This is a genomic window from Methanobacterium sp. CWC-01, assembly GCF_030323845.1.
GTDB lineage: Archaea > Methanobacteriota > Methanobacteria > Methanobacteriales > Methanobacteriaceae > Methanobacterium > Methanobacterium aridiramus.
Window position 1 is genome coordinate 784,745 of the sequence record NZ_CP040735.1, and the last position, 25,419, is coordinate 810,163.

Sequence of the window (25,419 nt, forward strand, 5' to 3'; positions counted from 1 at the left end):
TTAATCCATGATATTCTCATGTGCAGATAAAGCCGCCACCGCTCCCTCAGAACAGGCCACCACCCACTGTTTGATACCACCGGTGATGTCACCCGCAGCGTAGATTCCAGGGATGTTGGTGCGCTGGAATTTGTCCACCAGGATGTATCCGGCTTTATCTAAATCCACTCCTGCATTTTTGGCGGCCTCGTTGAGTGGTTCCTCTCCTATAGCTATAAATACCCCCGAGGTTTCTACTTCGGTTTTTGTATCCGCTTTGCGGTTGTAGAGAACCACCTTCTCCACCACTATATCCCCCTTAATTTCCTCTACCACGGAGTCCCAGATTATGGAGATATTCTTTTCGGCCAGTTTTTCCTGCAAGTAGTTTTCAGCCCTTAATTGGTCGCGTCGGTGCACCATAGTTACTTTACAACCGATACTGTCCAGATAGAGGGCTTCCTGGGCTGCGGCATTTCCCCCTCCAATCATTAAAACATTCTTACCCTGGTAGAGGGGTCCGTCGCAGGTAGCACAGTAACATACTCCTCGACCGACAAATTCAACTTCTCCCGGTACTTTAAGCCTTCGGTGACGGCTGCCCGTAGATATAATCACCGAACGGGTCATATACTGGCCCTGGGAGGTGGTAACCTCTATTTTATTATCATCTAGGGGTGCCATTTTTTTAACTTCTTCCATATTCTTTATGGGCACATGTTGTTCGGCCTGTCTTCTCATGATCTCCAGCAAATTCTTCCCAGATATCATTTCAAAGCCAGGATAATTCTCCATGGCCGGTACCATGTATCCTGATCCCGCACCAGTCATCATCTCCAGGATGATGGTTTTCATTCCCTGCCTACCCGCATAAATAGCGGCAGTTAGTCCTGCTGGCCCTGCTCCCACTATAACCAGATCATATTCCTCCATAGAAGTCACCTACCCCAAATTTTTGTTAATTTCTTCCTTCAAGAGTTTGTTCACCAGTTTACCATCAGCTTTGCCCTTAAATTCCTTCATAGCCATGCCCATCAGGGGACCCATGGCTGCCGGGCCCCGTTCTTTAACCATCTGCTCCTGGGAAGACACTAATTTCTGAATGATCTTCCTGACATCTTCTTCTGATAGCATCATCAGATTAAGCTTCTCTGCCGCCTCTTCAGGAGCAATAGACTCTTCCAACACCTTTTTGATTACCGGGGAAATGGAGTCCTTGGTTATCTTTCCATGGGTAACCAGTTGGAAAGTTTCCAGAAATTCCGTGTTCTCCATTTGATTCACCGAAAATCCTTCTCTTCTTAGTTCTTTTAAGGTATATGCCAAAGTGGAAGCTACTGTAGTCGAGTCTACCTCACAATTAGCGACCAGTTCTTCGAATTGATCTGATTTATCCTGTCTTACTAATTGAGTGGCCAGGTCTTCACTCAAAGCATATTCCTTGATAATCCTCTCCTTCTTCTCAGCTGGAAGCTCCGGCAGGTTGGATCTGACCTTTTCCAACATTTCAGTAGATATAACCTGGGCCGGGATGTCAGTCTCCACGTACATCCTGCTAGCAGTGGGTAATGGCCGTAAATATTCCGAATTAGCATCATCCAGGGCCTTACGAGTTTCCTCTGGCACCCCGATTAGTGCAGCTCCAGCTCTTCTTTGAACTTCCTGTAGTGCGTTTCTGGATTTTTCTTCTTCATCAGCTACCAAAATGAATGCATCCTCTACATCTATATCCAGGAACTGGTTAACCTTTTCAACTTCCGGAGAGGTGATACCGTAGGCAGGTAGTTCATCGGTGTGGAATATACCAGCCACACCCATCTTCTTGGCATAGCCAGCCAGTTCAGTTCCAAATCTTCGCCCGGGCTGGACTTCCTTACCTATTAAACCTTTAAAACCTTTTAATTTTATGGCTAAAACTTTACCATTCTTTTTAATGGCTTTGGATATAATTTTAGATTCTGCCTCCAGGAATAAGTGGTTTAATTCATATATCTCATCAGGAACTTGTGCTCCACGTTTTCTAAGTTCATCACGGATTTCTAAGAGGTTTATCTGTCTTTTAACCTCGTTCTCCACCATCTTGGGCATTAGATCCAGGTCCTGGACACCTTTAACCTCCACCCGGGCACCATCACGGATGGAAATATTAAGATCCTGCCGTATAGTGCCCAGTCCCCTTTTAACCCGGGTGCTGCGCAACACCTGGCCGATCTGATAAGCCACTTCCCGCACCTGCTCCGGGTGTTTTATGGAGGGGTCGGTGGTGATCTCCAGTAGGGGGATTCCCAGCCGGTCCAGACGGAATTCCATCTTGCCTTTTTTTTGCCCCATACGCCTAGCAGCGTCTTCTTCCAGACACAGATTTTCGATGACCACCTCCCCATATTCCGTGTCCAGATACCCGTCAATGGCTACCAGGCCGGTTCTCTGAAATCCCCCCGTGTTACTGCCATCAATAACCTGTTTACGCATGGTGTGGAACTCGTCCACCACGTTCATGTTTAAAAGGGATGCGATGATTAGGCCAATTTCCAGTGCTTCCTGATTCAGGGGGTGGGGTGGCTCGTCATCAGATTCCACCAGACAGGTGTGGTGGGGGTAGGCATCATACAGGAAGGTTAATTTACGACGGGATTCTTCGAAGGCCGCCCGGTCAATCTTACCCAGTTCACTCTGGGTAGGCCTTAAATTTCTTAAAACCCTATATTTTGGTTTTTTATCAGTTAACTGACACTCACAGGGACAGAATAATTTTGTCTTTGTGTTTAGTTGTTGATGTATTTCCAGGCCCATCTTAAGACCTAATTTATTGTAATCCATCTTGATCACCAAATTATGAATTAAATTTTGTTCAATGGCCAGATTTACCTATTATTCCCCGTAATCCTTTAAGAAATACTGGCTGGAGGATTTTCCCCCTAACTCTCCCCGCAGGTTGCTTTCCATGATCTTCTTAACCTCATCCCGGTTCTGGGTCTGCCCCAGGGCCCAGACCAGCTTCACATAGGCCGTTTCCGGGAGCATGTCCCTGGCAGGAATTACCCCCGCATTAATTAGCTTGCGACCGGTACTGTAAACGTTGAGACTAGTTCGGCCATATAAACACTGGGAGGCCATCACCACCGGGACTCCTTCATCATTAGCCCGTTTTAAGGAGGGTATCAATTCCTCGGGACAATGGCCCAGTCCAGTTCCCTCTATAACCAGCCCCCGATAACCTTTATCAATATGGTAATCAATTAATTCTGCAGATATCCCTGGAAAGCTCTTTAAGAATGCTATTTTTGGTTCCAAGGAGTCTTTAACTTCTAATTCAAATTCTCCACGTTTTCTATACGAGTAACGCTTGTCCATAATTTTAATCATACCATCTTTGACTTTAGCCAGGGGAGCGCGGTTAATACTCTGGAAGGTGTCCCGGCGACTGGTATGCATTTTCCTCACCCGGGTTCCCCGGTGCAGATAGGCATAACTGTCATTCTCGTTGGCATGCATACAGACCGTCACCTCGGCCAGGTCGGACCGGGCCGCGGCCACTGAACTCATGAGGTTCAGGAATGCATCGGATGAAGGTCGATCCGAACTCCGCTGGGCGCCGGTTAAGATAACTGGCACTGGTGTTTGCAGGATGAAACTCAGGGCAGCGGAAGTATAATGCATGGTGTCAGTTCCATGAGCCACCACCACCCCCTGGGCGCCATCATTTATCTCATCAGCAATGGACCGGGCGGCCTGGACCCAGCAATCAGGCCGCATGTTCTCGCTTAGAATGTTCATGATGGCCTTACCCTTGATGTTGGCCTCTTCCAAAAGCTCCGGGGTGGCTCTTAGGAGGTCCTCAGCGGTGAACGCCGGGTGCACCGCCCCAGTTTTATAATCGATGATAGAAGCCACGGTCCCCCCGGTGGAAATAATGGAGATATCCATCTTATCCGGATCTTTTTTAATATCCAGCGGAGTCAGCTCAATTTTAGGGGCTTTACCTTTTTCAACCAGCTCTATTTGGGCTTTGGTAATTTTAACACCTATATTATACCCATTATCCAGTTTAAGGACAACATGCTGGTCGTCAGCATCTTCTGCCCGATTAAGTAACATTCCCCGGTATTCAACATCATCCTTTTTGATGAGAATTTGATCTCCTATGGCTATACCCTGTGATTCTAAACATTTCCTGGCCAATCCTTGATAATTCATAGCATCCCTCGTGAAGTGAGCATGATTTTAAATTTATTCACTTATTGGTTGATTTTTATGTGATAAAAAATATTTTAATATCAGTATCTTTTGATTTTGTCAGAGAGTTTTCATCATTGATTTTATTTTAATATCATGAAATAATTCGAGTTTTTTTCAACTGGATAGTCATGATTCCATTTAAAACAATAAAACAATTTCTAGATCGATATATTATAAGTAGCGGAATTAATTCCATGCTTTTTTCCCGTAGATTACAGCCTACATAGTATGATAAAAAATGTTTATAGTAATACTTATTTAGTACTTTTACTATAATTAATATTACAATTTGTTGGAAGTGTAATCTTGAGGATGAAGTATATTTTAATCTTAATGGCTATTTATTGTACTCTGACATTTATCGGAGAAGTTTCAGCTTCAGAAATGAATCGAACGTATACTTATGATTCTGATTTTGAGCTCGGACCCCTCACCGGGTTGGAACATAACAGCACTCCTAACCAGTTGCAACTTTCCGACAATAGCCAATCGACTTTTCCTTACATCTGGGTTCCAAACAGCAACCAAGGGACTGTTTCAAAAATAGATACTCAGACTGGACTAGAATTAGCCAGATACCGGACAGCACCAGAAAGTTATGGAAGATCAGCCTCACCTTCCCGTACCACAATCGACCTAGACGGTGCATGCTGGGTAGGGAACAGAGGTATAGGTACTGTAGTAAAGATTGGTTTACTGGAAAACGAAGGATACTATGATAGAAATCAGAATGGTCTTATTGAAACTTCACGAGACTTCGATGGAAATGGGGTCATTACTGAAGCAGAACTTCTTGATTGGGGTAAGGATGAATGCATATTATGGGAAGTAATAGTCATTCCAAGTATAGAAGGCACCTATCGCCCTGGAGAATACACCGGAAGCTATTCTGGATCTCCTGGCCCTCGAGGAATAGCAGTAGACCATATTAATAATGTCTGGGTCGGAACCTATGGAACATGCAGGTATTACTACATCAATGGAACCACAGGAGAAATTCTGGACAACATTGACATTACATCCAGTGGGCACACACCTTACGGGGCCCTCATCGACCCTAATGGAATATTATGGTCGTCTGGATCCAACAGTAACCAGGTACTGCGACTGGATCCAGCTACTAACACCTTTACACGTATAAACCTGGGGCACTGTTCCTACGGTATGGGGCTCGACCGGAATGATCATCTTTTTGTTTCAGGAGGCCAGCACTCCTGGTTAACCCGAATAAATATCATAAATGGTACCATAGACTGGAAAAAACCTGCCACTCCGGCTAGTGGGGTGACAGTTACTGACGACGGAGATGTGTGGCTGGCCAACCATGATGCAGGCACAGTCACCCGTTACACTAATAATGGGGACTTCAAAGCAATAATCATAGTTGGAACCACCCCAAAAGGTGTTTCGGTTGATAACAATGGGAAGGTCTGGGTGGTGGATAATGGTGATGAATACATCCACCGTATAAACCCCAATAACAACCAGACTAACTCCGAAGGTTACATAACTAACGGGGTGGAATTCTCCAAAAGAATCCTTGGAGGCACCCATTACGGTTACAGCGACATGACCGGTTCGGTTTCCAGCACAGTGACCACCAGCCGGGGGATGTGGACAGTCATACATGACTCGGGCCAGGCCAATATCCCCTGGGGAATTGTTAACTGGACAGGGACTGAACCAACCGGAACCTCAATAGGGGTGCGAGTCCGCAGCTCCCAAGACCAGCAGAACTGGTCAAACTGGGAGGAAACCACTAACGGGGCAATACTCACTAATACGCCGGCGGCAAGGTACCTTCAAGTGGAAACCACTCTCAATCGATTCCTGGGAAACCAAACCCCCACTTTATATGACCTCACTGTTACCGCCCTGGTGGCGGATGTCCAACTAAACCTGAACGCGGACAAACCATCACCGCAGGTAGGTGAAGAGGTGACCTTCACATTAAACACCAACAACCAGGGCCCCCAAGACGTGACCGGCCTCACCGTAAATGTCAACATTCCCCCTGGTTTCAGGGTAGGCACTGTTAGTCAGGGCACCTTCCAGAATGGTGTTTGGGATATTGGAACCCTTACCAATGGCCAAAGAGCAGTCTTAACTATTGTTGGCTGGGTAAACCAGGCCCAATCCCATCAAATTGTAACCTGCAATGCACTGAAAACCTATCAAGACCAGTACGACCCTAACACTCCAGATAACGCTACGGCCAGCTTTTACCTGCCACTGACAGACCTAGAAATAACTGTAAATGTAAACAATAACGTCATGGATGTGGGTGAGCAGGCCATATTCACCACTACAATCAGCAATAATGGCCCGAATCCTGCACGGAACTTGAGGATGGAAAAAGAACTACCCACTGGTTTTAAGAACTTATCACCGTCACTGGGCACCTACCAGAATGGGATGTGGATTGTACCCTTCCTATCATCCGGGGCCAATGCCACATTGACTTTCATTGGGGAAGTTACACAAGATATGGCCCATAAAACCATAACGGATACTACAAGAGTGGTACAGCAGGAATATGATCCTACCCCTGTTACTTCAGTGACTAGTAGTTTTTACGTGCCCCTGGTGGATTTGGAAATCACCAAGATTGCTCACCGCAATCCTGTTGTTGTAGGTGGTGTGGCTCTTTTCACCATTACTGTGCGTAACCTGGGACCAGACACAGCAAGAGGTGTAGTGGTCCGTGACCCACTCCCTGATGGTTTCGTTCCGGGTAATCCTTCCCAGGGAATTTTAATCAATGGATGGTGGTTGGTTGGTGATCTTGTTTCTGGAAAATCAGCCATTATAATTTTAGGTAGTCATGTAGTATCTAAACTTATTATGACCAGTTATGCTGCTGGTTTTCTAAGATCATATGATCCTAACCTATTAAACAACCAACCAGCCCTTACAATAAATGCCCAGGAACGCGCTACAGTATTTCAAGCCGACAAGGACCCAGTAAATGTCAATGCACAGACTGAGAAAACCATTCCTATGCAGGAAACAGGGCTACCATTGAATCTGCCCAGCCTGGCATTATTTTTAATCTTCCTAGCCGCTTATCTCAACCGGAATGGTACTCCTCATAAAAAGCCTCTAATATTAATACTGGTTCTGGTGGCATTTTTCTTGTGTTGCGGTGTGGTGAGTGCAGCAGACAGTTATAACTACACAAATAACGATGACTTCGACCAGGGCATCCTAGATGGAGTGGAACATAACACCGTAAACCACCAATTACAACTGCCTCCAGAAGCCGAAGAGGTAGACTACATCTGGGTTCCTAACTCTAATCAGGGAACAGTTTCCAAAGTCAATACACGTACCGGGGCTGAAGTGGCCAGGTATAGGGTTAATCCCCGCAGTGATGAGTTTACTTTCACGACGATGGTGGATAATGAGGGTAATTGCTGGGCAGCTAACAGCCGCAGCGGCAGCGTGGTGAAGATAGGTCTTTTAGAGAATAATAAGTGCAAGGACCGGAACCATAACGGAATAATTGACACTTCCCATGATTTGGATCATAATGGGGTTATTACTGGGGCGGAGTTACTCGCATGGGGGCAGGATGAATGCGTACTCTTTGAAACCATACTCGTACCCGGTAGTGAGGGCACGTACACCCCCGGATCGTACACTGGATCCTATGGTAATTATGATTATGGGGTCAGATCCATGGCTGTTGATTTAGATAACAACCTCTGGGCTGGAAACTACAATACCCGGCTTTATTATTATATTAACAGTGCGAATGGGCAGATTATACATTCCTTGGATCTTGCTGGTGTGAATCATAACCCTTACGTATCAGTTATGGATAGGAATGGAATTCTATGGTCAGCTGGTAACAATCTACTCCGTTTAGACCCATCAACGGATTCCAAGGCCATCATTAACTTAGGCTACTTGGTGAACAGTCTGGTGCTGGATCAGGACGTGCACTTGTTTAGTTATGGGTATACCACAGGCTGGAACCGGAACAGCAAGCTTTCCCGTATAAACATTACTACCGGAGTTCTGGACTGGACCCAAACGCTTCCTTTCAGTGACGTGGCAGGTGTTACAGTTACCCCCGAAGGCGATGTGTGGATTTCCGAGTCTGCTTCCGGTTGGGGATGGAGAAGAGATTATGTGAAGAGATTCAGCCATGATGGGGTTCTTAAAGCAATCATCCAACCGGGTTATCATCCCAATGGTTTAAGCGTGGATAGTGAGGGTAAAGTATGGGTGGTGGACTACGATGACGATTACATTCACCGCATCAACCCCAGAATCAATGGAGTAGACTTATCCAAACGTATCGTCGGAGGGAGACATTACACCTCCAGTTCTATGACCGGCACAAGCAGTACTTCTAATTATTTCCAGGAAGGGAGCTGGACTGTTGTACAAGATACTGGAAAAAACAGCACACTTTGGGGTTTTATAGACTGGAAAAGTTCAGAACCTAATGGAACCATGATACGAGTCAGGGCACGAAGCTCAAATGATGAAAATTACTGGTCTATCTGGGAAGAAGCCACCAATGGCCATCTCCTGCACATAACACCACCAGGTCGTTATCTACAAGTGGAGGCCACACTATCAAGCACTGTGAAGGATATTTCACCCGCATTATACGACCTTACAGTCACCCCCTTAGAAGATGCACCACTTAATCACGCTGATTTAAGCTTAACTATCCTGAGCGAAAATTACACACCAAATGTAAACGACACGATTAAAATAATCCTTTACGCCGGAAATAATGGAGTAGACGATGCCAGTGGCGTTCATGTGAACCATAAACTACCATTCGGATTGGAATACCAGAATAGCAGCGCAAAATATAATGCTTCAACAGGCTTGTGGACTATTGGAAGCGTAGCACGTGGAGCCACCACCGTCCTGGAAATCCTAGCCAAGGTTCTAAACAGTGGGTTACTCGTACACACTGGAACCATCACCGGGACAGAAGTCGATCCCAATATGTCCAACAACCAAGCCATCTTAATCTTAAGAGTTTCTAATCCCACAGCAAAGGAACAGCTACCCGAATTACCAAATATTTTACCCATAAATGGCGCAGCCACACTGCCCCCGATTCCTAATATAATAGAACTAATGGACTTAAACCCCAATATCCAAGAATCAGGACCTAAGGCCAGATTTAACCAATATCAAAAACCCAATAATCAATCTAATAGTCAAATCGCCCGGGACATTGCCTCGGTACGGGATATTATCTCAAATAAGGATAGTTTAGAGCAAAAGGTATTACCTAGTTGGGATCTTAACCCAGATGGATCTCAAGATGTGAGTAAGGAAAATGATGAGTGGAAGTCTTTTCTGGTTAAATTTGCAGGTGAGGTAATATTTTTCGCTGCACTCTGCTCCATCCCTAATGAATACCTTCAGCAAGTAGAAAACTCATTCATAACTTCATTCGAAACTCTATCTGACATATTAAGATATTTAGGATTCGGAAAACAAGTAAAACAAATAGCAGGTCTTTGGGAACGGACAAAACATTTCATTAACATCCCATTTACTCAAGATATTATCTCTAAGTTGGATGATTTATTGAATGTTTTAGATTTCAGTATAGGAATGACACTTCTAGAACGAACCCTGATCAAAATCTTCCCCAACACCGCAACGGAAATCAAACTTTTAATGACCACAATATCAACTGCAAACCTTACTTATGATGGTGGAAAAACCATCAAAGCCATATTCAGCATAATCTACTCCATATTAACGAAAAGCATACCCCGCCCAGATGACCTAACAAAACTATTATGATGTTATGCTAATTTATTAAAAAATTAATAAATAATAAACAGATCAATCTAAGGGGAAGTTAAAAATGAGTATTTCGAAAAAAATTGAAAAAATGGCCGATGAAAAGGAACTTCAAAGAAGCCATAAAGACATAGATAAACTATTCAATTCCTTAGAAAATCTTGAAGTAGAAGGAATGGACGAAATACTAAACGAAATAAAAAAGTTAGAAGAAACCGGACTGTATAAAAGGTTAATTACTGCCTTTAAAACTGAAAATCGTTTAAAAAAAGATAGATTGATTACTTCTGAAGAGTTATTAACAATACCTATTTTAAAACTTGCTGATGAAAATTTAAGATTCGGAGGCCTATTGACAACTGTTTTTACTCGTTCTTTAATTGTTGCTAAGATTTTTCTTTCCATTTACAGCTTTATAGAATTTATTTATTGTATGTTTGCTGGTAGACCCACAAATTGGGACGATGCCCTTAATATTTTCTTCAGTGGATTAGATGAACGCATTATTTTTGCTTTGGACAAATTCGACGAGTCTGATTTCAATGATCTTCCTGAACCAACAACCGAATATTTCCAAATGCTTAGGAAAGTCCGATGGAAGAATGAAAGAGCGAAAAAAACCTACGACAAATTAACAAAACTAATGTTCGAAATAATGGATGCAGTCTTAGACTTTCCTCCATTAAAAGAATGGCTACCAACATATAGATCTACCGAAGACCTTTTTATTCTTTTATTGGCAGGTTGCAGCGCAGTAAATAATGAAAGAGTAAATATTGAAGCAGAAGACGTTTTAATTGCCTACAAAACTTTTTTTAAACTAATAAAGACTGATGTTACTAAATATAAAGCCATTCCAGAACGTTTATATGGTATAGGCGGATATGGTAGTAGTTTAAAAGTTGGATATTTAGTCTGCCAAAAATGTGGAGGATACTACCAATTAGAGCTTGGTGAATCTCCTAATGACTTTGAAGATTTTTGTGATTGCGGAGGTCATTTAGAGTATAGAACGGCCTTAAATGATTAAATAGAGTAATCTCACATTAAACTACAGAATAAACTCGAAAATATCAGATTTATTCTTCAACCCGAATATCCAACCCCACCGGACAGTGATCAGAACCCATAACATCAGTTAAGATGTACGAATTCTCCACTTGACCCATAAACTCTTCATTAACGAAGAAGTAGTCCAGACGCCAGCCCACGTTACGTTCCCGGGCCCGGGTACGGTAACTCCACCAGGTGTACTGTTCTGGTTCTTTATTAAACTCCCGGAAGGTGTCCACATAACCGTGACTTAAAAATCGGTCAATCCACTCCCTTTCCACAGGCAGGAATCCTGAAATCTTCGAGTTCTCTTTGGGGCGGGCCAGGTCGATCTCTTTATGGGCAGTGTTCACATCACCACATATCACGATGTTACGCCCCTCATCCTTCAACTGGTCTGCGTAGTCTAAGAAGGAGTCGTAGAAGTCCAGTTTATACCGCAAGCGTTCCCCGGACATCTTACCGTTGGGGAAATAGATATTGAAAAGCACGAAGTCTCCGAAGTCAGTGATGAGGGTTCTTCCCTCCTGGTCGAATTTGGGTATTCCCAATCCATGCTCCACCTTTTCCGGTTTAATACGGGTGTAGGTGGCTACCCCACTGTATCCCTTCCTCTCTGCTTCGGAAGTATAAAGTTGGTAGTCATCCATATTTCGGATATCCTTGGGGAATTGTTCTACAGTGGCTTTAGTCTCCTGTAGGCATAAAACGTCGGGTTTATCCTCCAAAGCCCATTTTTTAAAGCCTTTACGGTGAACAGCCCTGATACCGTTAACATTCCATGATAAAATCCTGATGGTGCTCATAAAATATTTCTCCTCATTTCTTTTTATGGGCCTGGATTCATAAATAATTTAAAAGCAACATAGAAAATTCCAGAAATCACTCTTTTTTAAAATAAATAAAAATTCTATTTTAAATAAAATAAGGGAGTTTAACTCCCTACAGATTTTCACCAGCCCATTGAGCCGCCGCTTCCAGTATCTTTAAATTGGCCTGTACCAGTTGGGGCTTGCGATGGAAGGTGTGTTCTATGGCACTTTGGAAAACGTCCGGAGGAAGTTCCACTAAGCCCAGGGCCATTATAACTCCTAACATTACGGTGTTTCCCGCCTTCTTAACACCATTGTCCTTGGCAATTTTAAAAGCAGGAACATCAATGACGGTAACTCCTTCTGGTGGATCAAATTCCCCTGCTTCAGAATCATACAGGATGTAACCACCCTCTTTAACCCGTTCCGCGAATTTTTTAAGGGCCGGACGGTTGAAGGCCACCAGTATGTCGTTGAAGTGAACGTAGGGCGAACCTATATCCTGTCCATCCACGATTACCGTGCAGTGGGCGGTTCCACCCCGTTGTTCCGGACCGTAGGACGGGTAGTAGGATACGTGCTTTCGATCTTTACAGGCCGCCTGAGCAAGAGTAAGACCCAGACTCAACACTCCCTGTCCACCAAACCCGGCCATTTTAACCACTTTACGTGGGAATTCTGGGTCGTCAATGGCTTCCATAGTACTCTCCTGATCCACTTCGAAGATTTGATTCAGTGCTTCTCGACTGAAGTCACTCTGGGCCCGGCATAGAGGTTCTACTTCATCACTCCGGTTCCGGAAATTCTTCAGAGGAAATTCCCTGGCCATTTCCTGGTTTATGAAGTCTTCTGTTCCCTGGGCATCCAGTCGGAGGTTGGTGGGGCAGGGCGAAAGTACCTCCACAAATGCATATCCTTTACCATCCCTCTGGATCTGTAAAGCTTTCTTCACCGCCCTTCTTGCTTTACGTATGTGTTTAGGATCCGAGACAGATACTCGTTCGATGAACACGGGAGCTTTAAGGTTGTCCAGAAGTTCACACATGTGCATGGGATACCCTGCATATAGGGGGTCTCTTCCTGTGGGGCAGGTAACTGTTCTTTCTCCAACCAGGGTGGTGGGTGCCATCTGCCCCCCGGTCATACCATAAACTGTGTTGTTTACGAAAAACACGGCCATCTTTTCCCCCCGATTGGCTGCCTGTATGGTTTCATTCAGACCTATGGAGGCCAGATCACCATCTCCCTGATACAAAATCACGATGGCATTATCTTCGGCACGGGACAGACCAGTTCCCACTGCCGGTGCCCTGCCGTGAGCTACCTGCACATGACCACAGTCGAAGTAGTAGTAAGCAAAAACGGCACAACCCACTGGACTGGTCATTACCGTGCGGTCCTGGATCCCCAGGGAATCAATGGCTTCCCCTATGAGTTTATGCAGTATTCCATGGCCACACCCCGGACAGTAATGGGTAGCGGTGGGAGCACTGCCCCCTTTGCGGGGGTACTCCTCCAGGATGGATTCCGGTTTTTTCAGTACCTTTTCCCTACTGCTCAATTCTGGTCACCTCCACTGAGTTCTCTAATCTTATCCACAATACTCTTCTGGTCCATCAGGTTACCACCCATCCGGTTAACCAATTCCACTGGGCACTGGCATTTTATGGCCAGGATTATATCCTCCCTCATCTGGCCATTGCTCATCTCTACTGATATGAACTTGCAATCTCTTTCTTCAGCTATCTTTAGGAGTTGCTTCTCGGGGAAGGGGAATAGTGTTTTGGGACGGAATAACCCGGCCTTCAGGCCATTCTCACGGGCCCAATCAACGGCGGACCGTGCGATACGGCTGCTGATCCCGTAGGCCACCACCACCACTTCGGCGTCCTCCATGTAATACTCCTCAAAGTCCACTTCATTTTCCTTTATTTCCTGATATTTATCCTGTATACGGTAGTTAAAGTCCTCTAACTGGTCGAAGTTGAGAAAAATACTGGTTACCAAATTTTTCCTGGTTTCCTGACTACCACAGACTGCCCAGGAGGTATCGATCTCCGGTTTCAGGGCCTCTTCCGGGAACATCAGGGGTTCCACCATCTGGCCCAGCACCCCATCGGCCAGGACTATCGCCGGATTTCTGTACTTCTCTGCCAGATGGAAGGCCTTAATGGTCATGTCACACATTTCCTGCACCGAATTAGGGGCCAGGACAATGTTACGATAATTCCCATGTCCTCCTCCCTTAACCAGTTGGGTGTAGTCTGCCTGTTCTGGGCCGATATTACCCAGGCCTGGACCGGCCCGCATGATATCCACAATGACACAGGGGAGCTCTGCTCCGGCCAGGAATGATATTCCTTCCTGTTTAAGACTCATCCCCGGACCGGATGATGCGGTTAGAACCCGATGACCAGCGGCGGCGGCACCGTAAACCATGTTTATAGCGGCCTCTTCCGATTCAGCCTGCAGAACCTTTCTTCCCACCATGGGAAAGTACAGTGAAGCTTCATGAAGTATTTCTGTGGCAGGAGTAATGGGATAGCCAAATAAACAATCACATCCAGCGTACATGGCCCCTATAACCACTGCTGTGTTTCCTTTGATTAGCTGGGTTGCCATTACTCTTCCTCCTGTATCGATTTTTTGCGTGCTTTTCTGGGGATGTGAACCTCCACTGCCAGTGGTTCAGGGCAGGTATAGTAGCAGTCCCCGCAACCGGTGCAACCCTGGCCACGGTACACTGCATAGTGGTATCCCCGCTGGTTAACTTCATCACTCATCTCTAAAACACCTTCTCTACAGGCAATTATACACCTTTCACATCCCTTACACTCCAAATTATTTATTACAGGATAAGGGTCTTGATTTTCTTCGGACATAACTGATCTTGCTTTGAATTAAATTTAAATTGAATTTTATGAATATTTGAATAATTACTAACCTTCTGGTCAGATTCTTTGATTTAGGATTCTTTTTGATCCTTTTCTCTTATCTCAATTCGGCGTATCTTTCCGCTGATGGTTTTGGGAAGTTCATCCACAAATTCCACCACACGAGGATACTTATAGGGAGCAGTAACCTGTTTAACATGGTTCTGTATCTCCTTTTTAAGATCCTCGGTAGGCTGGTAATCTTTTGTAAGAACCACAGTGGCTTTGACCACTTGGCCACGTACCGGGTGCGGAACCCCGGTTATAGCACACTCCAGAACTGATGGATGGGATATAACCGCGCTTTCCACCTCAAAAGGACCGATACGGTAACCGGAACTCTTGATCATATCATCGTTCCTGCCTACAAACCATAAGTAGCCGTCTTCATCCATCCAGGCCGTGTCACCAGTGTGATAGTAACCATCATACCAGGCCCTTTCAGTTTTATCCTGCTCCCGGTAGTATCCGCTGAAAAGACCAGGAGGTTTGCCATCCGCAGTTTTTATGACTATCTCTCCCTCTTCCCCCACATCACAGAAACCACCATCGACATCCATCAAAGATATCTGATATCCTGGTGACGGTTTTCCCATGGAGCCGGGTCTGGGTTTCATCCAGGGGAAATTGGCAATGCAGACCACACATTCGGTTTGTCCAAACCCTTCCATTAGTTGCAGGCCGGTGAATTCTTTGAATTTGTTGTAAACCTCGGGGTTTAATGGTTCCCCGGCGGTTACTGCGTATTGGAGGGTGGAGAAATTGTACTGGGACAGATCTTCCTTGATGAGGAAACGGTAGATGGTCGGTGGTGCACAGAAGGTGGTCACCCCATGGTTGGAGGCCTTCTCCAGCATCTGAGCAGCGTCGAATCGATCGTAATCATAGACGAAAATGGCAGTACCTGCAATCCACTGCCCGTAGATCTGACCCCACATGGCCTTGGCCCAGCCGGTGTCGGCCACGGTGTAGTGCAGACCATCATCTAAAACATTTTGCCAGTACTTGGCAGTTAATATATGGCCCAGCGGGTAGGTGTAATCGTGCATTATCATCTTCGGCATGCCTGTGGTTCCGGATGAGAAATATATCAGGGATATATCATCATTACTATTCTGATTCTCCTGGGAAGGACGTTGGAATTCAGGGGACATCTTCTCGATTTCTTCACGGAAGTTGTACCAACCTTCCCGGTCCTGTTCTCCCACCAGTGCCTTTATGAGTTCATAATCATCCAATTGGGTGTGGGCCTCATCGAAATATTCTGGCACGCCATCCTCGGCAATACACACCACCATTTTTATCCCGGCTTTCTGGAGCCGGTACACAATGTCCTTGGTCTTCAGCATGTGAGTGGCGGGTATGGTGATGGCTCCCAACTTGTGAAGCCCCAGGATGCAGAACCAGAAATCATATCTGCTTTTAAGGGTAAGCATGACCCGGTCCCCGGCCTGAACCCCACATTTAGCAAAGAAATTAGCGGCACGGTTGGAGTACTCCCTCAGATCCTTAAAGGTGAAAATGAAATCCTCCTGGTCATTACACCATACCAGGGCCCTTTTATCCGGATAGAGACGGGCGTACTCATCCACCACATCGTAGGCGAAGTTGAAGTTTAGAGGAGGTTCTATGCGGAAATTCTCCCGAAACTCCTGATAAGAATCAAATTGAACCTTGTTAACAAATTTTTCCAGTAACGATGACATCCAAAGCACCTCATAAAATTATGGCCAGGAACTTGGCCGGCTGATTGTTAAGAGCCTCCATAGCATGTTCATAGGAGGAATCAAAAAATATAGAGTCTCCCTCTTCCAGTATGATCTCATTATCGTGAATATAGAACTTCATCTCCCCCTCTAAAACGTAGTCAAACTCCTGACCTGGATGCGAGTTGGTGGAAGGTTTATCAACTCCCGTTCGAGGTTCTACAATTACTATGAAAGGCTCTGCCTTTTTGTGGATGAACTTCTCTGCCAAGTTCTGGTATTTGTACTGTTTCCTCCGCTCCACCTCCACGCCCTTATCTTTACGGGTGACGGTGAATATGTGCATACGGGTTTCTTCACCGGTTAAAAGTAAACCCATGTCCACTCCCAGCTTGTGGGCGATTTCAAACAGGATGCTGGCTGAAATATCCACATCTCCCTCTTCATATTTCTGATACTCTTCCACCCGGACCCCCAGATAATCGGAAATCTCTTCGGTGCTGATATCAGAAAGTTCTCTTAGTTCTTTTATGCGCAGGGCGATTTCTTTCATTTTTTCTCTCATTTTCAACCCTCATAGTTAATTAAATTAATATTATGAATTTTTTAAACATTCAGTTGGCATTTAAGGTGAAAAAATCAGAAAGTACATTTATTGATTTGATTGATTAGTTTTATAAATTATATTATAATGATTGTTAATGACAAATTATGTTTTCCAGATATATATAGGGATCGTTTAAGTAAGATCAAAGATTTGGTGGACTTGAATCATAGTGAAAGAACTGATAAACATCCCAGTTAAAGAATTCTGGGCATCAAATGCGGTGTATTAGAAGAATATAACAACTTAAATCCAGGTCCTTCTCCTAATTAGGTTAAATAGATGTGATACCAGCACCATATTAATGTTTTAAGGAGGGTTTGAATGGAACTTGAAATGGAAATGGTTAACTTAGAGGCACCGGAGGAATGCAATCTCATACTGGGACAGAGCCATTTTATTAAGACGGTGGAAGATTTGTATGAAGCCATTGTGAACACCGTGCCCCAAGCAGATTTTGGATTAGCTTTTGGAGAAGCTTCAGGCGACTGTTTGGTTAGGACTGCTGGAAATGATGATGATCTGGAAAAATTAGCCGGAACGAAGATGTTAGAACTGGCCTGTGGACATTCTTTTCTGATATTTCTAAAAAATGCGTTCCCGATAAATCTCACCCAGCGGTTAAAAAGTGTTCCGGAAGTGGTGAATCTTTTCTGTGCAACTGCCAATCCAGTGCAAGTCCTGATTGTTGGAACAGACCAGGGTAGAGGGATCATAGGAGTTGTAGACGGTTTTAGACCAATCAGGATCGAGAATGAAGGAGAGATAGCCTGGAGAAAGAAATTCATCAGGGATATTGGATATAAATTATGAAATAGAGGCCATAAGGCAACTTAGGATGGTTTGATACTAGATAACCCAAATTATATTTCAAAAAAAAGGCCAAAGTAAATAACAAATAGGGGGTATTTTATGGAAGAACTGATCATTAAGTTTCGGAAAAGCAGTGGAAACGTGAAAAAAGGGGAAAATAAACTGGAAGTTAAAGGGGACTATGTTTCCTTACAGGACCAGAAGGAAGCCGCCATGGTAATTAACTTCAAAGCCCCTGAAGAAGAAATAATGAGAATAAGCCAGTTTTTCAGTGGTCCCACTGATTTAGAGCCTATATATATGGATTTAGACAACACCGGTGAAGTGGAATACTACTTCAGAGGTACCACCACCCCCCAGGAAGAGGGGGATATCTACAAGTACAGTGTGACCCTTCAGCTCCGTAGAAGCAATATTTAAGTCATCAGGCGTGTTTGGCGAATATCTTTGGGATTTCGTCAGGATGCTCAAAGACCACGGTGTTTTCCATTTGGGAAAGATTTTCAACATGCCGGGCATCATCTTTAGTTATTTTAATTGCTAAATCTTTTCCATTAGGGAGTTTGGTAACCACTGTACCTTCCCGGAAGTCAGTGGGCATTATATATAATGGGGTGGTGGTCTTCTGCCCCATTATCGCCGCATTTGTCAATAAAGTATCAGCTATGCGTAGGGAGATTTTAGCCACAGTGTTGGAAGTAGCGGGTGCCAGTAAAAGGAATTCATACCGCCCCATTTGTATCTGACCAGCTAAAAAAGGAGCATTGGCATTAATTTCCGTCCAGGTTTTATCAAACTGGGACTCCAATGTTTGAGAAAGATTGTAGTACTTAAGGACCTGATCTCCTGCCTTGGAAATAAAAACTCGAATATCGAACTCTTTCCGGTATTCGTCCCTCATTTGCTGCATTACGTTTACAGTTTCCAGTATTTTCTCCCCACTCCCTGTTATACCCCATGCAACCTTTCTTTTTTTATTCATGAATTTAATTATGTGATTAATTCATAATTTATTTTTCGCTAGAAGCGGAGATTTGAAGAAAAAATATCCCTTCGCTAACCCTTAGCTTCCTCGACATGCCATCTCAATGTTATATAGGAGAGTTGAGTATAAGGAATTAGGGTAGCTTTTGATATATGTGATGGAATGATCAAATTGGGGATGGTGAAGAAGATAAAAGAGAATAAAGATGGACAAGGTGGAAAGTTAAAAGCAGATAAGAAACCTGTAAAGATGGAAATTTGCTATTTATGCCATAAAGAATTTGATATGAATCAGGATGACGCCAGTCGTTATCGCTATGGCAAGTTCCCCCTATGTGACTACTGTGCCGAGTTTTATGGCTTTTATTTTGATGATCCAGATAAAAGAAAAAGGGAAAAAATGGATTAAAAGACTATAAATACTTTTTAACCAGAGATATTCCCCATTCAGCCATCATCTTTGCATCTTCTTTGTTTCTGGCCTCGGCAAAACATCGGAATATGGGCTCCGTTCCGGATGGGCGTATAATCAGCCATCCCTCGTCCCGGAATATTTTAACTCCGTCGGTGGTGTCCACCTGATACTGACTGGTTTCTCTGGCAATTTTATCCATGATCTCGGTTTTTAGTTCATCAGGACATTCTACTTTCATTTTAACCGATTCATAGTCAGGTAACTCAGTTATAAGTTGCGATAGTGGTTTGTTTTCTCGGGCCATTATTTCCACGATTTTTGCAGTGGATAAAGCTGCGTCCCGGCCATATACAAAGTCCGGGAATATAAGCCCTCCATTTTCCTCTCCACCAAACAACCCATCTCTGTTTTTAAGTTCCCGGGCCACTAAAAGATCACCCACAGCAGTGGCTATTACTTCACCCTGGAACTCTTCGGCAATGTCGTAGATGGCAGTGGAAGTGGCCACCGTGGTGACAATTATTCCCCCCTGATTCTCCTTTAACAAGTACTTTTCCACCAGAGCAAAGGTCTTATCGCCCATGACAAATTCACCATTTTCATCAATACAGATGGTACGATCAGCATCCCCATCATGGGCTATTCCCAGATCAGCCCCCGTAGCCTTCACAGTTGCGATAAGCCCCTGAAGATTGTCCTCGGTAGGTTCCGGATCTCTACCAGGGAAAAATCCATCTGGTTGACAGTTCAGAGCAGTCACCTGACACCCTAATCTTCTTAAAAGGTAGGGTGTGGTTCCACACGCCGCCCCGCTGCCGCAGTCCACAATAACCTTAAGATTAGCCTGATTTATGGCTTCTTTATCTACACGATGGATTACCTGCTCTATATATTCATCAACAATACCCGGAAGAAAAGATACTTCCCCAATTTCATCCCAAGAGACCCGATCCGGAGTATCATCAAAAAATATATCTTCAATCTCGATTTCCATCTCTTCCCCAATCCCTATACCATCCTGATCCACAAATTTGATGCCGTTATATTGAGGAGGGTTGTGTGAGGCTGTGATTATCACTCCACCATCGTAGTAATTCCGAACTGCATACTGAACAGCAGGAGTAGGTAAAATCCCTAAATCAATAACTTGACAACCTGAAGATAGAAGTCCAGCTATTACTGCGTGTTTAATCAGGGGAGTGGATGTTCTTGGATCTCCTCCCACTGCAACTCTACCCTTAACTACAGTACCATAGGCAGATGCCAACTTAGAGGCAAATTCAGGTGTTAATACCTCATTAGCAATCCTTCTAACTCCAAAAGTGCCGAATAATCTTTTCATTGTCATCAAAATAACTCCGGTTTTGTGTATTTTCCTTTAAGAAAATCCATAATAATTGTAGACTTATATTTCGTTTTAGTTGGATAAAAATATACATATCATTCCACAGCATTGTGTGGACCCTGGAAGTGGTACTTAGCTAGTGCTATCAGCAAATAACCACCCCACTAATTCATGCCAGAATTTTCAGGGATTTAGAATCCTTCAGTATTAGTTCCAAGGCCCCACGATACTCAGCTACATTTCCAACAACGTTTACGCGCCTTTGATTTAGTCCCATGATGTTTATGTTGTTTTTTTCCATATCAAGGGAGGTGGACTGAAAGATGACTATAGTGAGCCGGCCGCTCCCATCATTCAAATCTAAGAAGTAAGTTTCCCCGTTTTTGGATCTTTTCACAACCTGCACAACCCCCTCCACCGAAACTTCTTTATCAATCATTCCCAGGTTCAGATCTTCTATCCGAACCTTCTGGGGGGCAATATATCCTGCGGTAAATATCATACCCACCATTCCCACTAGAGACGTTAATAGGGCTATTTTGAATATTTTTTCATCGTCCACACCAACACCAGTAATAACTAATAACTCGATAGTATTAATAATTGTGGTTATGGTATGGAACTAGTTCAGGATTTCTGGGAGCCTTTGAACATGGAGTCAATTCTCTCCAAGGTGTCAATATCCTCCGGGCTGAGATCATAACGTATGCCCTTAACCACCGGGAACCGGAGGGAATATCCGCTTTCATATTCGGGACTTTTTACAATTTCGCTGAAGGCTATTTCAAGCACTATTCTTGGCTCAATTCTTACTGTGCGACCTTTCTGGTTAGTAATAAGTGGCTCAACCAATTGTGAGAGTTCGGCTAAGGTCTTATCATCCAGGCCAGTGGCCACGTGGGCGATGGTACGGAGCTGATTATCATCATCCTGCAAGGCCAACAGGTAGGAACCAATAAAGTGGGCCCGTTTACCTTTCCCATAAGTTCCCCCCACCACGGCCAGATCCAGAGTTTCTGGTTCGGCCTTGAATTTGAGCATTTTCTTACCACGGATACCAGGCATATAGGGTGCTTCGGGATCCTTAATCATGATCCCCTCATGTCCCTCATTAATGGAGTCTTCGAAGAGTTTCTGGGCCTTTTCAATGTCAGAAGGTGTGACTTTGACCTGCCTGGAGATTTCCACCTTCCCAGGATATATCCGGACAATAGACTCTAGTATTTCCCTTCTACGGCGAAAGGGAGTGTCAATGAGATTGTTACCAAAGTAGAGAGTATCAAACAGGTAGAGGGTGAGAGGAATCTGGTCTACCATGCGTTCGATATCGTACTTTCGACGTACCCGTTGTAAAATATACTGGAAAGAGATGGGTTTACCGTCTCGGGTGACAATTATTTCACCTTCCACAATGAAGTCCTCGGCTGGGAGTGATTCCCGAATGTAGGAAACGATTTCAGGTAAAGCCAGGGATATATTTTCTAATCTACGGGTATAAATCTCTATATCTTCACCTTTACGATGTATCTGCACCCGGATACCATCGTACTTAGTCTCGCAAATGGCCCACCCCATTTCTTTAACAGTTTCCCCAATTCCGGGAGATAACTGGGCTAACATGGGTTTTACCGGTTTACCAGGTTTTAATGAAAGCTTTTTCAGACCTTCTTCTCCCTCTTCCCTGGAAACAGCCGCCACCAGACCCAGGTCGTTGGTTAACATGTGAGACCTTTCAATGACTTCTTTAGGTATATGAAAGGCTTGAGAGATGGCATCTTTAATAGTCCCCTCACCAACCCCCACCCGCAATTCCTCAATCACCGTCCGGGTTATGTATTTAGCTTCAAAAGAAGATGCAGATGATAGCAGTCCCATGAGGATATCTATCTTTTTATATTGAGATCTTCCACCGGAAATATCTGCTATTTTCACCAGATCTTTGTAAACCTTTAATATGGTCAGAGGACGGGTGAACAGAGTAACTTGGCTTTTTCTACGGAAAAGCTTTTCTGAAGCCAGACCTATGTCCCCGGTTTCACGAACCTGGTCTTCTACCTCACCAGGAGTTACTCCTACAGCAGAGGCAATGGCTTTCATGAGTAGTTTGGATCCTATTCCCAGTTCTTTCTGACTCCAGGTAGGGAATATTCGGCCCATGGACATCAAGGTCACAGGTGGGAGGATATGTGGTTCGTTTTCCCCTATTAATTTTAGAAAATCAGCCAGTATTTCCGTCTTTTCCAGCCGTTTGGTGGTGGAGTTAAGTGCCTCGTAGACTTCCACCAACTTTGTATAAAGCATCTTATCCGTCAATTGTTTCCCCTGCACAATAAAATGGTACGGTCTTACAAGTACGTCCTGGTTTAGTTTTAAAAAAAGATAGGGTGGTTATAAAAGCTCCAAATATTCTGGATTGAACCAGGAAATTTCCACCACTGGCTGGTTGGGAGATATTTGAATATCTCCTTCGATTTGATTCACCAGAGTTCGCAGAATAATCACGCTATCACCATTCTTGGTGATTAGTCCTCCGGAGAGACCTTCAGAAGTATCTTCATATCTTAATTTATAATGTCCCGAGCTGTCGAGTCCTAAAGTTAGATTCATATCCAGAGACCTATCATTGGCAGCATTCTTAAATGACTGAGTTAAAAGTTCATTAACGATGAGTCCACAGGGTATGGCAGTGTCTATGTCGAGCATTATACCATCTAACCTGGTTTTTAGATTTACCTGATCATCCTCCAGGTCATAGATGTCCATTAACTGTTTTTTAAGTTTCTTGACGAATCGGGTGAAGTCGATTAGGGCCAGATCATCAGACTTGGAAAGTCCTTCGTGGATTAATAACATGGCCTTTAGCCTGTTTTGTCCTTCATGAAGAGTTGCACTACCCTCTACATTTTCCAGATAGATGGATTGTAATTCGAGAAGACCGGCTATCATCTGCATGTAGTTCTTAAGCCGTTTATTTATCTCACCAAGTAACATCTCTTTTTCGCTTAAAGATTCTTTTAATTCTTCTTCAGCCTTTTTTATAGATGTTATATCATTAAAAACGTTTATATAACCTAAAACATCCCCTTTATAGTCTAGCTGAGGATTGGTGCTGATCTGCATCCATAGAAGAGGGCCGGTTTTTTTCTGGCACTGATACTCAACACTTCCTTTACTTCTAGCCTGGTAATCTAAAATCTTTAGAAGCCCCTCTTCATCTATGTTGGGGAAAATAATGGCAATACTATGCCCTTTCATCTCTTCGGAAGGATAACCAAAGGTTGATTCGGCAGCCTGGTTCCAGTAGGTTATATTACCTTCAAGATCAGTAACCACCACTGGTTCCAGGACATTTTTCAGGATGTAACTCTGGAATTCCAGTTGCATTTCCGCTTCTTTTCTGGCAGTCACATCCTGGGCCACGATTTGTACCAAAACCGGTTCCCCCTCCTTTTCAAGTAGGGAAGGATATAGCTCCAGCCATCTATTAGAACCACTCTTATCCTTAATTTTTATTTCAACTGGTTCTACATCAATACCTGCCAGGAATAAGGATAATATCTCCTTGTATTTGTTAGGATCCTCTCCTTCTCCAAAAATATGTTCCAGCTCTGTGAAATTTTTGCCAATTATATCGTCTCTAGTGGAACTGATTTGGGCCGCTTGTTCATTAAGATCGATGATATTTCCATCCAAGCTAATTATGAAGTTGTAGGTAGGATTAGAGTTAAAAAGTGCCGTGTATTTTTCATCAGTTCCCAGCAATGAATCATTTAGTTTTTCCAGGTTTTTTGGGGTTTTTTTCTTGTGGTCGTTCATATAAAACCGCCTAAAAATTAATATTACTGATTATAAAGGTTGTTTTGAGGTTTTTTGGAGGTGGTACTCGTAAAGAGATTCCCCCCATGATAATGCATCCTTTTCTTGACTTATAAGAGCTACATTAAGGTCGTAAGCCCCACTGGTTGAAAATAAGCCCATGGTCATGAAATCGTCTCCAATGGTTAATGATATCTTGACATCATCATCCAGTTTCATTAATTTGAGACTGCCCTTTTTAACCCACTTCTGAAGGGCCTGTTTATCAATGGTTTCCACGAATTTTTCCATTATGCCATTGGTTAGAATCAGTTCAACCTTTCCGCCCTTTTCAAGGGCGTTTAAAAATATTTGGGTGGTTGAAAGATCAAAAACTGAGGATAGATGTTTAATATTGTTACTTTTAGATATCATTGCCAGCCTGACGTCCTGGGGCTTCATGATGTCAGTTTCAGTGGCCTTGATAATTAATGAATTCTCCAGACAACCAATATCCTTGAAAAGGGTGGTGGGAATTGCAGTTATATCATGATGTAAAAATAAACTCTGCAATTTATTTAGCGAATAAACTGATTTAACAAGATCTATCAATTTATAAGCCGCTATTTCACCCTTCTGTGAGAGAGAGTAATTCCCCGACTCACGAAAGATTAAATTCTTTTCTTCCAGTTGACTCATACCATGCAGGATGGTGGATGAACTAAGATGAATGTCTTTCCTTAGATCAGCCAGATTTTTAGAGCCATCTTTTAAACTTATAATTATTTTCGCACGAACATCCGAGGCTATAAAGAACTTCACATCGTCCTTAACCTGCTCGTAAAGTTCAAACATGTGATCCATATCCACATTAACCACCGCAGACTATGAGCTAATATCTATGTAATTTTTGTCAGTTCAATATTATACGTTTTATGCTTTTTTGCTCAC

At 43.7% G+C, this 25,419-nt stretch carries 20 protein-coding genes; 5 read left to right on the forward strand and 15 right to left on the reverse strand.

Annotation, left to right across the window (positions count from 1 at the left end):
* The 3 genes from trxB to gatD are packed head-to-tail and all read right to left on the reverse strand — an operon-like array spanning window position 1 to window position 4,176.
* Complete coding sequence (gene trxB, locus FGU46_RS04300; RefSeq protein ID WP_286477057.1) at window positions 1–912, reverse strand: thioredoxin-disulfide reductase; 912 nt, start codon at window positions 910–912, stop codon at window positions 1–3.
* 9 nt (window positions 913–921) lie between these two features.
* Window positions 922–2,799 (reverse strand): Glu-tRNA(Gln) amidotransferase subunit GatE, encoded by a 1,878-nt coding sequence (gatE, locus tag FGU46_RS04305; protein WP_286477063.1) that lies wholly within the window; start codon window positions 2,797–2,799, stop codon window positions 922–924.
* A gap of 51 nt (window positions 2,800–2,850) precedes the next feature.
* Window positions 2,851–4,176, reverse strand: a complete 1,326-nt coding sequence (gene gatD / locus FGU46_RS04310) for a Glu-tRNA(Gln) amidotransferase subunit GatD (protein WP_286477069.1) — start codon at window positions 4,174–4,176, stop codon at window positions 2,851–2,853.
* Between the two features lie 375 nt (window positions 4,177–4,551).
* Between gatD and FGU46_RS04315 the strand changes: the two genes are divergently transcribed.
* Together FGU46_RS04315 and FGU46_RS04320 are read left to right on the forward strand one after the other, a co-directional pair.
* Window positions 4,552–10,008, forward strand: coding sequence for a hypothetical protein (locus tag FGU46_RS04315; protein ID WP_286477074.1), 5,457 nt, complete (start codon window positions 4,552–4,554; stop codon window positions 10,006–10,008).
* Window positions 10,009–10,099: 91 nt separating this feature from the next.
* Window positions 10,100–11,038: a hypothetical protein gene (locus FGU46_RS04320; protein ID WP_286477078.1), complete on the forward strand. Its 939-nt coding sequence runs from the start codon at window positions 10,100–10,102 to the stop codon at window positions 11,036–11,038.
* A 49-nt stretch (window positions 11,039–11,087) separates the two neighbouring features.
* Here the strand turns inward: FGU46_RS04320 and FGU46_RS04325 are convergent, their stop codons facing one another.
* The 6 genes from FGU46_RS04325 to FGU46_RS04350 form a co-directional block, all read right to left on the reverse strand.
* Complete coding sequence (locus FGU46_RS04325; protein ID WP_286477085.1) at window positions 11,088–11,867, reverse strand: exodeoxyribonuclease III; 780 nt, start codon at window positions 11,865–11,867, stop codon at window positions 11,088–11,090.
* 136 nt (window positions 11,868–12,003) lie between these two features.
* On the reverse strand, window positions 12,004–13,434 hold the full coding sequence (locus FGU46_RS04330) for a 2-oxoacid:acceptor oxidoreductase family protein (protein ID WP_286477104.1): 1,431 nt from the start codon (window positions 13,432–13,434) through the stop codon (window positions 12,004–12,006).
* Window positions 13,431–14,495 (reverse strand): 3-methyl-2-oxobutanoate dehydrogenase subunit VorB, encoded by a 1,065-nt coding sequence (locus tag FGU46_RS04335; protein ID WP_286477111.1) that lies wholly within the window; start codon window positions 14,493–14,495, stop codon window positions 13,431–13,433. Before FGU46_RS04335 ends, FGU46_RS04330 begins: the two co-directional genes overlap by 4 nt.
* Window positions 14,495–14,755 (reverse strand): 4Fe-4S dicluster domain-containing protein, encoded by a 261-nt coding sequence (locus FGU46_RS04340; protein ID WP_286477115.1) that lies wholly within the window; start codon window positions 14,753–14,755, stop codon window positions 14,495–14,497. Before FGU46_RS04340 ends, FGU46_RS04335 begins: the two co-directional genes overlap by 1 nt.
* 83 nt (window positions 14,756–14,838) lie before the next feature.
* Window positions 14,839–16,512 carry an AMP-binding protein gene (locus FGU46_RS04345; RefSeq protein ID WP_286477119.1) on the reverse strand — a complete coding sequence of 558 codons (1,674 nt, stop codon included), beginning with the start codon at window positions 16,510–16,512 and terminating at the stop codon, window positions 14,839–14,841.
* A gap of 10 nt (window positions 16,513–16,522) precedes the next feature.
* A complete protein-coding gene (locus FGU46_RS04350; RefSeq protein WP_286477125.1) occupies window positions 16,523–17,077 on the reverse strand; it encodes a helix-turn-helix domain-containing protein in 555 nt (184 codons plus the stop codon).
* 363 nt (window positions 17,078–17,440) lie between these two features.
* Between FGU46_RS04350 and FGU46_RS04355 the strand changes: the two genes are divergently transcribed.
* A complete protein-coding gene (locus tag FGU46_RS04355; protein ID WP_286477132.1) occupies window positions 17,441–17,929 on the forward strand; it encodes an adenosine-specific kinase in 489 nt (162 codons plus the stop codon).
* 99 nt (window positions 17,930–18,028) lie between these two features.
* The gene (locus FGU46_RS04360; protein WP_286477142.1) at window positions 18,029–18,349 is read left to right on the forward strand and encodes a hypothetical protein; all 321 of its coding nucleotides are present in this window, start codon (window positions 18,029–18,031) and stop codon (window positions 18,347–18,349) included.
* A 4-nt stretch (window positions 18,350–18,353) separates the two neighbouring features.
* Here the strand turns inward: FGU46_RS04360 and afpA are convergent, their stop codons facing one another.
* Window positions 18,354–18,911, reverse strand: a complete 558-nt coding sequence (gene afpA / locus FGU46_RS04365) for an archaeoflavoprotein AfpA (protein WP_286477148.1) — start codon at window positions 18,909–18,911, stop codon at window positions 18,354–18,356.
* 165 nt (window positions 18,912–19,076) lie between these two features.
* On the opposite strand from afpA, the gene FGU46_RS04370 reads away from it, so the two are divergent.
* Window positions 19,077–19,322, forward strand: a complete 246-nt coding sequence (locus FGU46_RS04370) for a hypothetical protein (RefSeq protein ID WP_286477157.1) — start codon at window positions 19,077–19,079, stop codon at window positions 19,320–19,322.
* A 4-nt stretch (window positions 19,323–19,326) separates the two neighbouring features.
* On the opposite strand, the gene glmM is transcribed toward FGU46_RS04370, so the two are convergent.
* The 5 genes from glmM to FGU46_RS04395 all read right to left on the reverse strand — a co-directional run bounded on the left by glmM (window position 19,327) and on the right by FGU46_RS04395 (window position 25,332).
* Entirely contained in the window at window positions 19,327–20,670 is a 1,344-nt protein-coding gene (glmM, locus tag FGU46_RS04375) for a phosphoglucosamine mutase (protein WP_286478542.1), read from the reverse strand.
* Between the two features lie 172 nt (window positions 20,671–20,842).
* Window positions 20,843–21,235: an OB-fold nucleic acid binding domain-containing protein gene (locus FGU46_RS04380; protein WP_286477163.1), complete on the reverse strand. Its 393-nt coding sequence runs from the start codon at window positions 21,233–21,235 to the stop codon at window positions 20,843–20,845.
* A 65-nt stretch (window positions 21,236–21,300) separates the two neighbouring features.
* Window positions 21,301–22,974 (reverse strand): ATP-dependent DNA ligase, encoded by a 1,674-nt coding sequence (locus FGU46_RS04385; RefSeq protein ID WP_286478548.1) that lies wholly within the window; start codon window positions 22,972–22,974, stop codon window positions 21,301–21,303.
* Between the two features lie 87 nt (window positions 22,975–23,061).
* Entirely contained in the window at window positions 23,062–24,489 is a 1,428-nt protein-coding gene (locus tag FGU46_RS04390; RefSeq protein WP_286477170.1) for a PAS domain S-box protein, read from the reverse strand.
* 30 nt (window positions 24,490–24,519) lie between these two features.
* On the reverse strand, window positions 24,520–25,332 hold the full coding sequence (locus FGU46_RS04395; RefSeq protein ID WP_286477176.1) for a helix-turn-helix transcriptional regulator: 813 nt from the start codon (window positions 25,330–25,332) through the stop codon (window positions 24,520–24,522).
* Between the last annotated feature and the right edge of the window lie 87 nt (window positions 25,333–25,419).

Excerpts from the sequence above, each read along its gene's own strand:
- trxB (WP_286477057.1), bottom strand. The coding sequence starts at position 912 with ATGGAGGAATATGATCTGGTTATAGTGGGAGCAGGGCCAGCAGGACTA.
- gatE (WP_286477063.1), bottom strand. The coding sequence starts at position 2,799 with ATGGATTACAATAAATTAGGTCTTAAGATGGGCCTGGAAATACATCAA.
- gatD (WP_286477069.1), bottom strand. The coding sequence starts at position 4,176 with ATGAATTATCAAGGATTGGCCAGGAAATGTTTAGAATCACAGGGTATA.
- FGU46_RS04315 (WP_286477074.1), top strand. The coding sequence starts at position 4,552 with ATGGCTATTTATTGTACTCTGACATTTATCGGAGAAGTTTCAGCTTCA.
- FGU46_RS04320 (WP_286477078.1), top strand. The coding sequence starts at position 10,100 with ATGGCCGATGAAAAGGAACTTCAAAGAAGCCATAAAGACATAGATAAA.
- FGU46_RS04325 (WP_286477085.1), bottom strand. The coding sequence starts at position 11,867 with ATGAGCACCATCAGGATTTTATCATGGAATGTTAACGGTATCAGGGCT.
- FGU46_RS04335 (WP_286477111.1), bottom strand. The coding sequence starts at position 14,495 with ATGGCAACCCAGCTAATCAAAGGAAACACAGCAGTGGTTATAGGGGCC.
- FGU46_RS04340 (WP_286477115.1), bottom strand. The coding sequence starts at position 14,755 with ATGTCCGAAGAAAATCAAGACCCTTATCCTGTAATAAATAATTTGGAG.
- FGU46_RS04345 (WP_286477119.1), bottom strand. The coding sequence starts at position 16,512 with ATGTCATCGTTACTGGAAAAATTTGTTAACAAGGTTCAATTTGATTCT.
- FGU46_RS04350 (WP_286477125.1), bottom strand. The coding sequence starts at position 17,077 with ATGAGAGAAAAAATGAAAGAAATCGCCCTGCGCATAAAAGAACTAAGA.
- FGU46_RS04355 (WP_286477132.1), top strand. The coding sequence starts at position 17,441 with ATGGAACTTGAAATGGAAATGGTTAACTTAGAGGCACCGGAGGAATGC.
- FGU46_RS04360 (WP_286477142.1), top strand. The coding sequence starts at position 18,029 with ATGGAAGAACTGATCATTAAGTTTCGGAAAAGCAGTGGAAACGTGAAA.
- afpA (WP_286477148.1), bottom strand. The coding sequence starts at position 18,911 with ATGAATAAAAAAAGAAAGGTTGCATGGGGTATAACAGGGAGTGGGGAG.
- FGU46_RS04370 (WP_286477157.1), top strand. The coding sequence starts at position 19,077 with ATGATCAAATTGGGGATGGTGAAGAAGATAAAAGAGAATAAAGATGGA.
- glmM (WP_286478542.1), bottom strand. The coding sequence starts at position 20,670 with ATGAAAAGATTATTCGGCACTTTTGGAGTTAGAAGGATTGCTAATGAG.
- FGU46_RS04385 (WP_286478548.1), bottom strand. The coding sequence starts at position 22,974 with ATGCTTTATACAAAGTTGGTGGAAGTCTACGAGGCACTTAACTCCACC.
- FGU46_RS04390 (WP_286477170.1), bottom strand. The coding sequence starts at position 24,489 with ATGAACGACCACAAGAAAAAAACCCCAAAAAACCTGGAAAAACTAAAT.
- FGU46_RS04395 (WP_286477176.1), bottom strand. The coding sequence starts at position 25,332 with ATGGATCACATGTTTGAACTTTACGAGCAGGTTAAGGACGATGTGAAG.